This is a genomic window from Aquicoccus sp., assembly GCF_041686535.1.
Taxonomy (GTDB): domain Bacteria; phylum Pseudomonadota; class Alphaproteobacteria; order Rhodobacterales; family Rhodobacteraceae; genus Aquicoccus.
On the sequence record NZ_JAWLDS010000019.1, the window covers coordinates 14,327 to 28,222 of the forward strand.

The 13,896-nt window shown below is 62.6% G+C and carries 14 protein-coding genes; 1 reads left to right on the forward strand and 13 read right to left on the reverse strand.

What is annotated here, in order from left to right:
• Positions 1-20 precede the first annotated feature (20 nt).
• The 11 genes from ACESL9_RS06640 to ACESL9_RS06690 all read right to left on the reverse strand — a co-directional run bounded on the left by ACESL9_RS06640 (position 21) and on the right by ACESL9_RS06690 (position 9,811).
• Positions 21-938, reverse strand: a complete 918-nt coding sequence (locus tag ACESL9_RS06640) for a prephenate/arogenate dehydrogenase family protein (RefSeq protein WP_372614214.1) — start codon at positions 936-938, stop codon at positions 21-23.
• Positions 938-2,020, reverse strand: a complete 1,083-nt coding sequence (gene hisC, locus ACESL9_RS06645; protein WP_372614216.1) for a histidinol-phosphate transaminase — start codon at positions 2,018-2,020, stop codon at positions 938-940. The genes ACESL9_RS06640 and hisC overlap by 1 nt, the downstream gene beginning before the upstream one ends.
• 139 nt (positions 2,021-2,159) lie before the next feature.
• A complete protein-coding gene (gene rpsD, locus ACESL9_RS06650; RefSeq protein ID WP_372614218.1) occupies positions 2,160-2,780 on the reverse strand; it encodes a 30S ribosomal protein S4 in 621 nt (206 codons plus the stop codon).
• Positions 2,781-2,962: 182 nt separating this feature from the next.
• Positions 2,963-4,027, reverse strand: coding sequence for a Hint domain-containing protein (locus ACESL9_RS06655; protein ID WP_372614220.1), 1,065 nt, complete (start codon positions 4,025-4,027; stop codon positions 2,963-2,965).
• Positions 4,028-4,178: 151 nt separating this feature from the next.
• The gene (locus tag ACESL9_RS06660; RefSeq protein WP_372614222.1) at positions 4,179-5,123 is read right to left on the reverse strand and encodes a lipid A-modifier LpxR family protein; all 945 of its coding nucleotides are present in this window, start codon (positions 5,121-5,123) and stop codon (positions 4,179-4,181) included.
• Positions 5,123-6,751 (reverse strand): thiamine pyrophosphate-binding protein, encoded by a 1,629-nt coding sequence (locus ACESL9_RS06665; protein WP_372614224.1) that lies wholly within the window; start codon positions 6,749-6,751, stop codon positions 5,123-5,125. Before ACESL9_RS06665 ends, ACESL9_RS06660 begins: the two co-directional genes overlap by 1 nt.
• A 137-nt stretch (positions 6,752-6,888) precedes the next feature.
• Positions 6,889-7,590 (reverse strand): SDR family oxidoreductase, encoded by a 702-nt coding sequence (locus ACESL9_RS06670; protein ID WP_372614226.1) that lies wholly within the window; start codon positions 7,588-7,590, stop codon positions 6,889-6,891.
• Positions 7,591-7,852: 262 nt separating this feature from the next.
• Complete coding sequence (locus ACESL9_RS06675; RefSeq protein WP_372614228.1) at positions 7,853-8,443, reverse strand: rhodanese-like domain-containing protein; 591 nt, start codon at positions 8,441-8,443, stop codon at positions 7,853-7,855.
• 91 nt (positions 8,444-8,534) lie between these two features.
• Positions 8,535-8,942 carry a universal stress protein gene (locus ACESL9_RS06680; RefSeq protein ID WP_372614230.1) on the reverse strand — a complete coding sequence of 136 codons (408 nt, stop codon included), beginning with the start codon at positions 8,940-8,942 and terminating at the stop codon, positions 8,535-8,537.
• Between the two features lie 43 nt (positions 8,943-8,985).
• Positions 8,986-9,393, reverse strand: a complete 408-nt coding sequence (locus ACESL9_RS06685; protein ID WP_372614232.1) for a universal stress protein — start codon at positions 9,391-9,393, stop codon at positions 8,986-8,988.
• A gap of 97 nt (positions 9,394-9,490) precedes the next feature.
• On the reverse strand, positions 9,491-9,811 hold the full coding sequence (locus ACESL9_RS06690; protein WP_372614234.1) for an antibiotic biosynthesis monooxygenase family protein: 321 nt from the start codon (positions 9,809-9,811) through the stop codon (positions 9,491-9,493).
• Positions 9,812-9,963: 152 nt separating this feature from the next.
• Between ACESL9_RS06690 and ACESL9_RS06695 the strand changes: the two genes are divergently transcribed.
• Positions 9,964-10,623 (forward strand): hypothetical protein, encoded by a 660-nt coding sequence (locus tag ACESL9_RS06695; protein WP_372614236.1) that lies wholly within the window; start codon positions 9,964-9,966, stop codon positions 10,621-10,623.
• A gap of 76 nt (positions 10,624-10,699) precedes the next feature.
• Here the strand turns inward: ACESL9_RS06695 and ACESL9_RS06700 are convergent, their stop codons facing one another.
• Both ACESL9_RS06700 and ACESL9_RS06705 read right to left on the reverse strand, forming a co-directional pair.
• The gene (locus ACESL9_RS06700) at positions 10,700-12,991 is read right to left on the reverse strand and encodes a right-handed parallel beta-helix repeat-containing protein (protein ID WP_372614238.1); all 2,292 of its coding nucleotides are present in this window, start codon (positions 12,989-12,991) and stop codon (positions 10,700-10,702) included.
• A 326-nt stretch (positions 12,992-13,317) separates the two neighbouring features.
• Entirely contained in the window at positions 13,318-13,779 is a 462-nt protein-coding gene (locus ACESL9_RS06705; protein WP_372614271.1) for a GatB/YqeY domain-containing protein, read from the reverse strand.
• Between the last annotated feature and the right edge of the window lie 117 nt (positions 13,780-13,896).

Genomic DNA, 13,896 nt, shown 5'->3' on the forward strand with positions numbered 1-13,896 from the left:
TATTATCAATAGCTTGCTGTTCATCTTGGCTTCACCCTGCCGAAATCGGGTGCATCCGTGTCCTGCCCTGCCTCGATGATCCCGCGCCGGATCGAGCGGGTGTGGCTGAAATAGTCGAACAATTGCTCTCCGTCGCCCGTGCGGATCGCACGTTGCAATGCGAACAATTCCTCGGTGAAGCGCCCGAGGATTTCCAGCGTCGCTTCCTTGTTGTTGAGAAACACGTCGCGCCACATGGTCGGGTCCGACGCCGCGATCCGGGTGAAATCGCGAAACCCCGCGGCCGAGAACTTGATCACCTCCTGCTCGCTCACCCGTCGGAAATCGTCGGCCACACCGACCATCGTATAGGCGATAAGGTGGGGAATATGGCTCACGATGGCGCAAAGCAGGTCGTGATGTTCGACCTCCATCACCTCGGTATTGGCTCCCAGCATCCGCCACAACGCCGCCACCCGCTCGACCGCCTGCGCGTCGGTTCCCTCGCCCGGCACGATCAGGCACCAGCGGTTGTCGAAGAGTTCGGCAAAGCCCGAGCGCGGTCCCGAATGTTCGGTCCCCGCCATCGGGTGCGTCGGAACAAAATGAACGTTTTCAGGAAGATGCGGCGCCACCGCTTCGACCACCGCGGCCTTGACCGAGCCCACGTCAGACACCGTGGTCCCGGGTTTCAAGACCGGTGCAATCTCGCGCGCAACCGCGCCCATCACCCCCACAGGCACGCACAGCACGACCAGATCGGCATCGCGCGCGGCCTCGGCGGCACTGTCGCACACCCGGTCGACAAGGCCGATCTCGCGCGCGATCTTTCGCGTCTCGGCGCTTCGGGCATGGCCGGTGATCTCGCCCTCGTAACCGGCCCGGCGCAACGCAAGGCTCATCGACCCGGCGATCAGGCCCAGCCCGATCAGGGCAATACGCGCGTAGGGCTCGGCCATCATTGCCCCTCCCGCCAGCGTTGCAGCACGGCGATCACGCGGCCTGTCTGCGCCGCATCGCCCACGGTGATGCGCAACCCCTCTGGAATACCGTATCCTGTCACCCGCCGCACGATGATCCCGTCCCGTTGCAACGCCGCATCCGCCGCTCCCGCCTGGCCTTCGTCGGCAAAACGGGCAAGCACGAAATTGGCGTGGCTATCATCGCAGGCAATGTCCATCTCCCGCAACGCCCCGGTCAATCTCACCCGCTGTTCGGCGTTGAGCGCGGCACAGCGCGCAACCCAGTCGCGATCACGAACCGCCGCCTCGGCCGCGGCCAGTTGCAGCACCGAAAGGTTGAACGGCTGGCGGATGCGGGTCATCACGTCGATCATCGCACGCGGGCCGAAGCCCCAGCCGACACGCAGCCCGCCCAGCCCGTAAATCTTGGAAAATGTGCGTGTCATCAACACGTTGGGCAGACGTTCCGCAAGTGCTGCACCGCCATCATAGCCTTCGGCATACTCGGTATAGGCCCCGTCGATCACGAGGATCACATGGCCCGGCAGCGCCTCGGCCAGCCGTTCGATCTCCCCTTGCGGCAGCATCGTGCCGGTCGGATTTCCCGGGTTGGCGATCAGCACCAGCCGCGTCCGCCCGGTCACCGCCGCCAGGATCGCGTCCACGTCCACCACGCGCTCCACCTCCGCCACGCAGACCGGTGTCGCCCCGGCCATATGCGCCAGGATCGGGTACATCGAGAACCCGTGCTCGGTGTGGATGATCTCGTCTCCCGGGCCGCTGAAGGTCTGCGTCACGAATTGCAGCACCTCGTCCGACCCGACCCCGCAGATGATACGCTCGGGATCGAGCCCATGGACCGCGCCGATCGCCGCGCGCAGGTCCGCATGATCGGTCGGCGGGTAAAGATGCACATCCGCCGACGCACTGGCCAGCGCCTCGCGCGCCACCGGCGGCGATCCGAGCGGGTTCTCGTTCGACGACAGCTTGAGAACCTCGTCATGTCCGGCCAGGCGCGACTTGCCACCGACATAAAGGTCGATCTCCATGATACCCGGTTGGGGTTCGATCTTGTGCATCGCGGTCTCCTCGGGGTGTTGATAACGGTCCGACGCGATCCGATCCAGACGGAAAGGCGCCGCGCCGGCATGGACCGGGCATAAAAAAGGGCCGCGTCGGCATCCCGTCGCGACCCTTCCGATCCTGTTGCGAAGCGGCTTAGTTCTTCGCGTAGAATTCGACGACGAGGTTCGGTTCCATCATCACCGGATAGGGCACATCACCCAGCGACGGCGTGCGCACGAAGGTCGCGGTCAGCTTGGAATGGTCCGCGTCGATGTAATCGGGAACGTCACGTTCTGGCAATTGGGTCGCCTCAAGGATGACGGCCATCTGCTTGGACTTGTCACGCACCTCGATCACGTCGCCCTCGGACACGCGGTAGGAGGGGATGTTGACCCGCTTGCCATTGACCAGAACATGGCCGTGGTTCACGAACTGGCGGGCGGCAAAGACGGTCGGCACGAACTTGGCGCGATACACGACCGCGTCGAGACGGCGCTCCAGCAGGCCGATCAGGTGCTCACCGGTGTCGCCCTTGACCCGCTCGGCCTCGGCATAGATGCGGCGGAACTGCTTTTCGGTCAGGTCGCCATAGTAGCCCTTGAGTTTCTGCTTGGCGCGCAGCTGGATTCCGAAATCGCTGAGCTTGCCCTTGCGGCGCTGGCCATGCTGTCCGGGGCCGTATTCGCGGCGGTTGACGGGGGATTTCGGGCGGCCCCAGATGTTTTCGCCCATCCGGCGGTCGATCTTGTACTTGGCAGTCGTGCGTTTGGTCACGGCTGGTCTCCTTCTGATGCGTGGCCCCACGGGCCACTATGAAGGGCGTTGTCCTCTGGTCTTACCCGGTTGCCCGGCGCCCGACAGGCGTCCCCTTGCGGGGGCCACCAACACCAATGAAGCCGCGCTTATAGATCAGCGCAGGCGCGTGTCAACCGGAAAGGCAACCCCAAGCGTACGGATCAGGCCGCCTCGTGCATGAGGATCGCCGCTTCGGATTCGGACAGGTTGCGCCTTGCGTAGTCGCCATAGGAATGCGGGCTGTATTCAAAACCCGGGAACATACCCAGCAACCGCTCGCGATCCTGCGCCCCCAGGGTCGAGATGGCAGTGTTGGCCGGATGAAAGCTCTCGGTTTCCACGCCATTGGCCCAAACCACCTGATGCGCGGGCAACAAGAGATGCACATATGTGACCTCGCGCAACTGGTTGTCCCTGACGATATCGCGCCCGTTGATCATGTCCTTGGCGCGCACCAGCACCTCGTCGGTGTTGAAGAGCGCCCGCGCCACGTCACCCTTGACCACCATGCGGTGCTCGGGGCTCACGACCACCTCCTCGTCAGGACGCCCGACTCCCAGCGCGCCGGCCCGGATGCGCACCGGCCTGAGCCGAGGCATCGCGAACAATCGCGCACCGGTCATCCGGCGCGACCCTATCCAAAGGATGTCCTGCGCCCCGTTGTCCTTGGTCTGCACCCGGTCACCCTCGCGCAGGTCTTCCACACGCCTCGGCCCGTCAGGGGTTTCGATCCGTGTGCCGGGGGTGAAGCAGATCACGCCCCCCGCATCCGGCCCCGCCGGATCATGCACCGGCCCCTCATGGCTTTGATGAACCACCCACAATTCCCGGCCACGCGGCGGCATTTCGTTGAAAAACATCAAGAGCGGCGGCTGCCCCGGCGCCACATCGATCAGGGTAACGGTATAACTGCGTGCGCCATCCGTCACGACGAAATTGTTGTCCATCAGCGGCCCGTCCAATGCGACATCGTCCAGTCGCACCTTGTCGTTCACCGCCACGCCCACAAGCCGCTGCACCATTCGCGCCGCACGCTTGCGGATATTCACTTCCCCGTCCGCCTGTTCCAGCCGCAAAAGCTCACCCGGGCCATCCACGCGCACCGTTTCTCCGCGCCAGAGCCAAGTCGCACCGACACCCAGCGCATGAACCGGCGCCGCGCCCAATCCGTCCACTTCCGTCTGCGACCAGGAGATGACGAACGTGCCACGAAAGCCCGTTCCCATGCCTGATAACCTGCCTTGTCTTTTTTATTGCCCCGACGGTAGCAGAGGCGATTCGCACGGCCAACCCATCACGCCGGATTTTGCCGCGAAACTGTTGCTAAAAATCCTGATGTTTCACATAAGCAACGGTCGGTAAGGACCAGATTTGCCGTCAAAATCTGAACTTCAACATGGCCGAACCCAAAAGCTGCGGCTCGCTTTGACCCACGACTTCCTCGCTCAGCCATGTCAGCCCGTAGAACCCGCTCGCACCCCCGCGCGCGCCCTGCCAGTGAAACCCAGCGCGCAGGCGTGTGCGTTCGCGTTCGGGGCGAAAGCCGGGTTCCGGCAGAAACAGGCTCTTTTCGACCCGCGCAATGTCGCCCCCCAAGACAACGCTCACCCCGCCCGTGCTGCCCCCGGTCACGCGATACCGGTGCCCGGAAACGTGATCGCGTGCCAGCAACTCGCCCGCACCTCCGATCCGCCCCAGGTTCAGATCCGCGCCCGCGCGCAAGAGGGTCTCCACGCCCCAACGCGCCTCCACAAAGGGGCGCAGTTCGGCGGCGGGTGCCAGTTGAAACGAACGCCCTGCCTCTACGACCAGGCGGGGATGCAGCCCGTTACCGATCTGGCCCGCACGCACCGCCGCCGAGGGCCCGTTGATTCCGAGCGCATCATGAATGGACGTCTGAACATCGTCGAGCTGCGTCTGCGGCCCGGTCATGACCAGATCGACTCCCGCCGCGACGTCCGTGCTGCCACGCCGGAAATGGCTATGAACCCCCAGTGCCAGCGCACCGGCAAAAGGCCGGTCGATCCGGCCGGGCGGGCTGTTGAGGTATTCCGGCGTAATGATCTCAAGCCCCATTCTGAGCTCGATCACATCACCAAGGCGCTCTGGAAGCCGCCCCCGCCATTCGGGCCCCCAGACAAGGCTCGCGACATGCGAGGCGCTGCGCCAGCGGTCACGCCCATCTACCAGCACGTCATTGGACGTCAGGTGGCCAAAACCAAGCCGCACCCGCTCACCGGCCTGCGCCGATGCGCCACCAGACAGCAAGACCGCCACGACCAGAAAGACAACACCGATGCGCGAACCGGACAAGCCCCGCATCAGATCCGCATCCGCGGCACGTCGTGGGGATCAAGCCTGAGCTCGATCAGCAATGGCCCATCCCGGCTCTCGATCGCCTCGATCGCGGCGTCCAGCTCCTCGGCCGATTGCACGTAAACCCCCTGTCCGCCCAACGCGGTCGCCACCTCGGCAAAACACGGCCAGTCAAATTGCGAAAGCCCAGGGTCCATACGCTTGTCGAGAAACTGGATATGTTCGGCCCCATAGGCCGAGTCGTTGCACAGGATCACGATGAGATCCTGCTTCAATCGCACGGCGGTGTTGAACTCGTTGACCCCACCCATCATGAAACCACCATCCCCGGTGAACAGCACAACCGGACGGTCAGGGGCGGCGATGCTGGCCCCGATCGCCTCCTGGAGTCCGATCCCGATCGAGCCGAAATTCGTGGTGGCAATGAAGCTCTTCGGATCGGGCGCCGAGATACGGCACCAGACCTCGGTCATGAAGCGCCCGCCATCGGTGGTCAGGACGCGATCCTTTGGCAAAGCCTCTTCCAGGCGGTCCAGCGCATACACGTAATTGACATAGCCCGGCTTGGCCTTCTCGGCCTGTCCCGGCGGGTGCGCGGTCAGCGTTTCGCGATCCAACTCCTCGGTGAAGCCGCTGGGCGCAATCTCGGCCTCGTCCAGCCAGTAAATGATGTTTTCGGCGGTCAGCCGCGCATCTGCCGCCAGCGCCGCGTCGGGGTGGTAGTTGAAGCTGATCTGGGCCGGGTCCTCGTTGATCTGGATCACCCGCTTGCCCTTCATCAGCTTGCCCTGATCGGTGGTAAAGGCATGCAGGCTGGCGCCAAAGGCGACGACGCAATCGGCCTTGTCGATCACCTCATAGGCGGCCGGGGTGCTGAGCGTGCCGAAGATATCCATGTTATAGGGGTGATCATTGAACAACCCCTTGGCCTTTAATGTCGTGGCCAGCGGCGCCTGCAACCTGTCGGCCAGCCGGATCAGGCTGTCACGGGCACCCGTGGCCCCCGCCCCGGCAAGGATAACCGGCCGACGTGCCGAGGCGATCATGCCAATCGCCTGATCCACCCCGTCACCCTCGGGCACGTAGGCGGGCGTCTCGAACACCTGGAACACCTTCTTTTCATGCACGGTTTCCAACCACATGAAATCGGCCGGCATGTTGAGAACGATGGGCCGTTTCTCGATCTTCGCGCGGTAAAAGGCATGAGCGATGTCATATGATGCCGTCTCGGGCGCACGCATCTGCTCGAACCCGGCCCCCGTCACCTTGACCAGTTCGCGCTGATCGATGCTTTGCAGGTGCTGCGGGTTCATCACCGGCGTATCCCCGGCCAGCAGAATCATGGGCACATGCCCGCGCGCGCCCTCCGCAAGGGCAGTCGTGCAATTGGTCAATGCAGGGCCATGCGTTACCGTCGCCACCCCCACGCGCCCCGCGACATGCGAATAGGCCAGCGCCATCAGAACCGAACTGCCCTCATAGGCAACCGGCACGAAGGTGCCACCACAATGGCGCACGAAATGATCGACCATGAAGAGATTGGCATCCCCCATCAGGCCGAACATGGTATCCACGCCCTGGTCCAGCACCGAACGCGCGATCGACTGATAGGTATAGTCCTTGCTCTCCGACATATTTCCGTGGTCCCTTCCCGTTCGCAACTGTCATGGCACGATCCGGCACGGGGCAAGCGCCCGACATGCCGTGGCTGGTCGGCATTAGACCACGTCGGACCGCCGCCGCCAAGCCGCGCGGTCCTTCCCAATCGCGCCTACATCGCCCGGGTCACGCCGCCATCCACGCGCAGGCTCTGCCCCGTGATATAGCTGCTGTCGTCGGTCAGCAGGAACGCCGCCGCCTTGGCCTGCTCCTCGGCCCGCGCCAATCTGCCCAGCGCCGACATATCGGCATATTTCTGCGGCAGGTCGCGGCTGTCGGTAAAGCCCGGCAAGAGGCAATTCATTCGGATATTCACAGGCCCGTAACGATCCGAGTAAAGCTTGGCAAAGCTCGACACGCCCACGCGGTACACGCTCGAGGTCGGAAAGATCAGCGACGGCTCGAAGGCCGAAAAGGTAGTGATGTTCACGATCGACCCGCCGCCCTGTGCCTCCATCACCGGGGTGAGCAACTTGGCCATCCGGATCACCGGCTTGAGGACCATCTCATGCGCCCGGTCCCAGTCCTCCTCGGCAATCTCCAGCAGATCGCCCTTGGGCGGCCCGCCCACATGGATCAAACAGGCATCGATCCGGCCATGGCTCTGCATCGCGAGATCGAAGATTGCCTGCGTATCCTCGGCATTTTCGGCGCTGCCGCGATGTGCAACACCGCCGAGTTCCTCGGCCAACCTCTCGCAGCTTTCCGATGGCGACATCAGCGCAAGGCGATAGCCCCGGCTATGCATCTCGCGCGCGGTCGCGGCCCCCATGCCGCGGCCACCGCCGATGATCAGGCAGGTTTTCTCGCTCACGTCTCGTTCCTCCTGTTGCCCTGTTCGTCCACATCTATGCCGAAACACTTCGGCACCACCATCAAAGCCAACAGGCTCGGACCCGAAACCACCCGAACCGTGGCGCTATGGCCCTTGTCAATGTCCCATTGCTGGAGCACCTCTCTGGGCGTCGGGATCGTAGCTCAGTTTGGAGAGCACGTCTTTCGCAATGACGAGGCCAGGGGGTCGATCCCTCCTGCCTCCACCACCATCTTCCGTCACGCCACATCCGGCCTTCGGGTCACTCCGCTTCCGTCACCGTCAACCCCAGCGACCGCCAGGATTGCATGCCACCGCGATAGTAATGGATTTTCTCGGCCGGAAACCCTGCCTCGATCATCCGCCGTGCGGCGGTGGGTGACTGGCCACACCAGGGGCCGTTGCAATAGAGCGCGACCGATTTCACATCCGGGCCATCACAGATGAACCCGTCGAAATCCGGCTCGCAACCCAGTTCATGCAGGCGGTCGGCGGCTTCGGTATAGGGCACGTTCACCGCACCGGGGATCGCGCCACCGCGAAAATCGGGCGGCACCCGGCCGTCGATCACCACCACCTCGGGATCGTTCAGAAACTCCAGCATTTCCAGTTCGCCAATCGGCGTCACACCGGGTGCGGGCACCATCGGCTGGATACAGAAATCCGGGCAGGGCCGCGACGTCATGGAAAAATCGCCCGTCAGCCGGTTGTCATTATCCTGAATCCGGCTGATCTCTACCGGACCCTCGGGTGTCTCGACTGTGACCGACATCATGCCTGGCGCGATATTCACAGGTTCCTGCGCCGCAACGGGTGTCGCCAACAGCGCCACGATCATGGCAAGTTTCTTCATCCGACTACCTCTCCCTTAACCTAACTTCTGAACTTGAACCAAGCTCACGTTCGCACCCTGACGATGCGGGGCCAGATCCCCCTGTCCGAGGTCAGCGCAGCACATGCACCGAGCATTGCGCGTGCCGCACCACCCGCGCCGCGGTCGACCCCAACAAGTAGTCCGAAAACTCGGGTCTATGCGAGGCCATGACGATACAGTCTATGCCCTTCTCATCGGCATAATCGAGGATCGTGCGTGCCGAATGACCTGCGACCACCACGGGCGTCACGTCTGCAGCGCTTTCCAACTCGGCCTTGAGCCCCGTCTCGACTTCTTCCTGCATCTTCTGCATTTGCCCCTCGGGCATCTGAGACTGGACATAGCCCGGCATCTGCTCGACGACGGTCAGTGCGGTGATCTTTGCACCGTCCGCCGCCAATGCGCGCGCCACGTTCAGCGCCGCCTCGGTACTGGGGTCATGATCGGCCGCAATTGGCACCAGAATATTCTTGTACATCTCTTCATCTCCTTTTTGGTATCTCGCATTATTTGGCCAATGATCAACGCAGCACATGCACCGAACAGCCCGCGTGGCGCACCACCTGCGCTGCGGTCGAACCCAGAAAATAATCCTGCAACCCGGGGCGGTGGGACGCAAGAATGATGCAATCGACCCCGTTTTTGCCGGCCCAGTCAAGGATCGAACGGCCCGAGTGGCCCTCGATGACGACCGCCCGGGCATTCTCGATACCCTCGGCCATCTGCTCAAGCTCGGCCTGAACCGCGCGGCTCGCTTCGTCGACATATTCCTGAGACATATACGAGACCGCATAACTCGGGATATGCTCGACCACGTGCAAGAGCGCGATCTGCGCGCCTTCTCCCGCCAGTACCCGGGCGACGTCTATGGACTTGTCGACATCCCGCTCCGCCTCGAACGATACCGGAACCAGAATATTTGTATACATGTCAGCCCTCCCTCGCTGGCCCTGCATCATCCTGCGCCATCCCAGGACACGGCACATTGATTCAAATCATGAACCTCGCCGTGCCGGGTCATCGGATTCAATCAAAACACTCCACGACGTCATACATCACAGGTTCGAAGGTCTTGCACAATTCGTTGATCTTGCGATTGCGTTCGCGCATCTCTTCGGTGCGCAGCATCGCCAGGAAGTCCTCGCGCCGCTCCCACTGCGAGTAGTTTGCGATCCGCGTCTGCGCATCGTTGATATGCAGCCCCGCAGCGATGAAGCCGGGCTGTTTCGAAATGAACGCGGCATAGGCATCCTTGAGCGCATCCATCAGATCCTGCGCCGTGCCAGGGGTCATCTCGAAGGTGGTGATGACGGTTTGGTAACTGTTGTCCTTGGCGATCTTGGGCATGTTTGTCTCCCTCTGGCTTGCCACTTCATGGCCTCGCTCCGGATACTCGCGACGAGCCTAGCAGCCCGCAGGCGAAAAACGAAAGCCGAATCTGGTTAACCCTCTGTTTACCAAGGTTACCCGATAGTGACCTTCGAATCCGGAGGCAGCCCATGATCCGCGCCCTCGCCTGTCTGCTTGTTGCCTTTCTCGCCGCAACGCCTGCCCTTGCCGGGGCATGGCCCCGCGCCAAGGGCGAGGTATTCCTGGCGGCGGCAACCCGTGTCGCAGCCACCCGTTTCGAAGGCCCCTACTCGGTCTATTCCACGGCATATCTCGAATATGGCCTCAACGATCGCCTCACCCTCGGCCTCGACATCGGGCATGGCATATCGGGCGCGACCAAAACGATCGCCTTCTTGCAGCATCCACTGCCCATCGGGTCCGACAGGCACCGCTTCGCCACGCAGATCGGGCTCGGGCAGGTCTCTGGCAAAGCCACGCTGCGCCCCGGGGTCTCCTATGGCCTGGGCTTTGTCCATCCGCGAGGAACAGGCTGGTTCGCCATCGACAGCGTCGCCGAGATCCGGCTCGCCTCGGGGCGCACCGACTACAAGTCCGACATAACGCTTGGCCTGTCCCACGGTGATCGCATGAAAAGCATCTTTCAGGTTCAGACCGGGCTGTCGCATGGCGATCCGTCCTTCATTCGGCTTGCTCCTTCGGTGGCGATCCGGACCGGCGCGCGCAGCCACCTCGAACTTGGCATGACCCGCGGGCTCGTGGGAGATGTCCAGACCGGGTTCAAGATCGGGTTCTGGCGGGCATTCTGACTGTTTCCGAACGCGCGACCAGAATTGCGAAAGGGGCGCCCGCACGGACGCCCCACATGACCCCATGAAACCGTGCTCAGAGCACTTCGTCCATCCTGAGCCTGAGCGTTACCTCGCCACGTACCGCCTGATCGAAAACCAGCTCAACCCGGTCATTGTCCGGCCCGCGCTTTAGGTTGGCATAGGGCTGTTCATGCCGCGCGACATTGGCACTGTTGCGCAGCGCCCCGATCGGCTGAACCGATTCAAGCGTGCGCGTATAGCCGCCGAACGGCAGAGACGGCGCTCCCTCGATCACCCAGGTCCGCGCCTCGGTCGACTGGACATGCTTGATTACCCGCGGGTTTTCCGTGGCAATATCAATCAGGTTGTACATGTTCGCATTGAAGGTGATGTTCTTCATGCGGTCATAGTCGAAATCGGCAAAGCTGGTATCCACCCGCTCGACCCGCTCGATAGTGCCACCTATGGTGCGGAAATGATTGCCGCTCACCGTCATCCCGTTGATGAAATGCCCCTCGCCGCGCGGCTTGGCCACGATGAAGCTGAACCACGGCGCGACATGGCTGCACAGGAAATAATTGTCGGAAATCGTGAGCGCGCTGAACGACAGTTCCGACGAGAATTCCGGCTCGTTGTCATATTCGTTGGTCCACTCGATGAAGCAATTGTCGATGTAGTTGCCATCAAGCACCGAGCGCGTATTGGTTCCGGCAAAGACGATTCCCGCCGTCCGGATGCCGTTCGACGCGCCGTCGCCCTGAAAGAAATGATTGCCACTCACGATGGTCCCGCTCCCGCCCAGGATCGCGAAATGGCGAAACTTCGATGCCCGGTTGTTGCGCAGCTTCACATCGTTGCCATTGGTGTTGAGCACGATCGACACCCGGTCCTGGCTGAGCGTCCCGCCCTCGTCCGAGATGAACTGGCAGCGGTCGATCAACATCCCCTGGCACCCCTCGCCATGGCTCGAGATGCACCGGTCCCTGGGCCGCGTCACAAAGCAATCGCGCAGCTGAAAGATCAGTCCCGTCGGCGCAAGCAGGATGCCGCTCGCCACGCCCGAACATTGAAACTCCACATCCGAGATAGAGAATTTCGACAGGTGCTCGAAACCGCTGAAATCGAGGATGTACTTGAACCGCCGGAAGGTGAAATTCTGTGTCCCCTCCGCATCATAGAGCTCTTGGCTCAACGTGATCTCCTGGGTCGCCACGTTCTTGGCACGTACATAGACCTCGCGCCCGACGCCATTGCCTTCGACAAGCGATCCAACCGGGATATTCGCCACGTTGACCACCCCGGTCAATGTCGTGCCATTGCTGGCTGAATAGGTCGCCTGACTGGTCACCACATCGGTATCCCAGGCCGAGCCGGCCGCAGCGTCAAACTGTCCATTGCGAATGTGGCGGCGCTGGGCATAGGAATCGCGGTTGGCCACCGCCGCCTGCATGTCGATGGGCTCGGTCACGGTGACCCGCCGCCCGCCCATGTCGAGCCCCTCGTGATCGGAATTGTTCAGCAACGCCTGGAATGCCTTCTTGAAAGCCAACTCCTCGTTACCGAAAGCGTCGATGTAACTCGGCAGATCGAAATCCTTGGTCAACGACAGGATCGCCGCATCGGGCATGTCCACCGTGCCTTCGAACTGGACCCGGCTTTCAAAGGTCATGCTGTCACCGAGGAAATACGCGCCCTTGGAAACCAGCACCCGGCGCCCGTTCGCCGCCGCGTCCGCTGCCTCGAAAGCGGGCAGATCGTCGGTCTCCCCGTCACCCAGCGCCCCGTAATCGCGCACATCGACCCAGGGCATCATCTCGCGCAGGAAAACCCGGGTGACATCTTCGATCACGATATCGTCGATCCGCACCACACCGCCATTCGACCCGGTCAGATCGAGCCCGAAATGACCATAGAGCGGCGCAGCCCCCCAGACCATGTCGACCCCGGTGCGCTGTCCCGCACCGATGATCGCACTGACTTCGACGACTTCGCCATATTGGGTCAGCGTCACGCTCGGGCCGGTCTCGGTCAGGCCCGGCACATGCGCGCCCCCCGCGCCGCCCGCCCATGCCGCGATGCGCACATTCGGCAGGTTGCCACTGATCGCCTTGACCCGCGCCCTCACCCGCAGATAGCACCCGGGCAATAGCGGCGTCTCGCCCATGTAACGCAGTCGCTGAACGCTTTCGGCCTTCTGCAGTTCCAGGCATCCGCCGAAATCCTGATCCGCAGGCACGAAGGCGGCGTTCGCCGCGTTGTCATAGGTGTCCGACCCCGGGGTTCCATCGCCGCTCGACCAAACGTCGAGCCCACCCGCAAAGGCCGGCGGCATCAGGACCACGCCATCGGTAATCGCCTTGTTCATCCCGTTTCCTTTCCGCAATCCGTGCCAGTGGCCCGGACGATCCATCTGTCTCGAAACTCACGCCCCGGAACGCAGGGCGACCCGGGCAGGAAAGGGGAATACCAACAGGGTGTTAATCATACCTGAGACCACCGTGACGGAGCCCGCCACCGCACCGCGCCGCCGCGACAGGGCGCACGCCACGTTAACGTGTTGCGGTTAATCATTTGGAAAGCATCCCCCGGCAGCCGGGTGGCAGCCGGGCGGCAGCCGGATGTCACCCCCCCGGGAAACGCCGAAAGCCGGGCGTTAAACCCGGCTTTCGAAATGGTTAAGATTGGTTCGGGTCAGGCGCTCAACCGGTCCTTGATCCTCGACCCGACGGCGCCAAAGTCCATCTGTCCGGCATATTTCTGCTTGAGCAGCCCCATAACCTTGCCCATGTCACGGATCGAGTTCGCCTCGGTCTCGGCGATGGCGTTCTCGATCGCCACATCGATCTCGGCTTTTCCCAGCTGCCTGGGTAGAAACTCCTCGATTACCGCCACCTCGGCGCGCTCCCGCTCGGCCAGGTCGAGCCGCCCGCCCTCTTCATAGGCGCGCGCGCTCTCATGTCGCTGCTTGAGCATTTTTCCAAGTATCGCAAGCACTTCCGCGTCGCCAACCCCGGCCTCGTTGCCCTCGCCCCGGGCCGCGATATCGCGGTCCTTGATCGCGGCATTGATCAGGCGCAGCGTCGAAAGACGATCGACCGCCTTGTCCTTCATCGCCTGTTTAAGGGCGGTGTTGACCCGCTCTCGCATGTCCATCTCTAAGGCCATCCCCATGGTTGCCGTAAACGGGGGACAATAACCATTCAAACTGCACGTGACAACCGCCCCGCATCTGCCGCCGTGGCCGGCAGACCACCCCTTGACCACCGCAAG

Bases quoted from the DNA above. Each gene is read 5' to 3' on its own strand.
- ACESL9_RS06640 (WP_372614214.1), bottom strand. From the start codon at position 938: ATGGCCGAGCCCTACGCGCGTATTGCCCTGATCGGGCTGGGCCTGATC.
- hisC (WP_372614216.1), bottom strand. From the start codon at position 2,020: ATGCACAAGATCGAACCCCAACCGGGTATCATGGAGATCGACCTTTAT.
- ACESL9_RS06655 (WP_372614220.1), bottom strand. From the start codon at position 4,027: ATGGGAACGGGCTTTCGTGGCACGTTCGTCATCTCCTGGTCGCAGACG.
- ACESL9_RS06660 (WP_372614222.1), bottom strand. From the start codon at position 5,123: ATGCGGGGCTTGTCCGGTTCGCGCATCGGTGTTGTCTTTCTGGTCGTG.
- ACESL9_RS06665 (WP_372614224.1), bottom strand. From the start codon at position 6,751: ATGTCGGAGAGCAAGGACTATACCTATCAGTCGATCGCGCGTTCGGTG.
- ACESL9_RS06675 (WP_372614228.1), bottom strand. From the start codon at position 8,443: ATGAAGAAACTTGCCATGATCGTGGCGCTGTTGGCGACACCCGTTGCG.
- ACESL9_RS06680 (WP_372614230.1), bottom strand. From the start codon at position 8,942: ATGTACAAGAATATTCTGGTGCCAATTGCGGCCGATCATGACCCCAGT.
- ACESL9_RS06685 (WP_372614232.1), bottom strand. From the start codon at position 9,393: ATGTATACAAATATTCTGGTTCCGGTATCGTTCGAGGCGGAGCGGGAT.
- ACESL9_RS06690 (WP_372614234.1), bottom strand. From the start codon at position 9,811: ATGCCCAAGATCGCCAAGGACAACAGTTACCAAACCGTCATCACCACC.
- ACESL9_RS06695 (WP_372614236.1), top strand. From the start codon at position 9,964: ATGATCCGCGCCCTCGCCTGTCTGCTTGTTGCCTTTCTCGCCGCAACG.
- ACESL9_RS06700 (WP_372614238.1), bottom strand. From the start codon at position 12,991: ATGAACAAGGCGATTACCGATGGCGTGGTCCTGATGCCGCCGGCCTTT.
- ACESL9_RS06705 (WP_372614271.1), bottom strand. From the start codon at position 13,779: ATGGACATGCGAGAGCGGGTCAACACCGCCCTTAAACAGGCGATGAAG.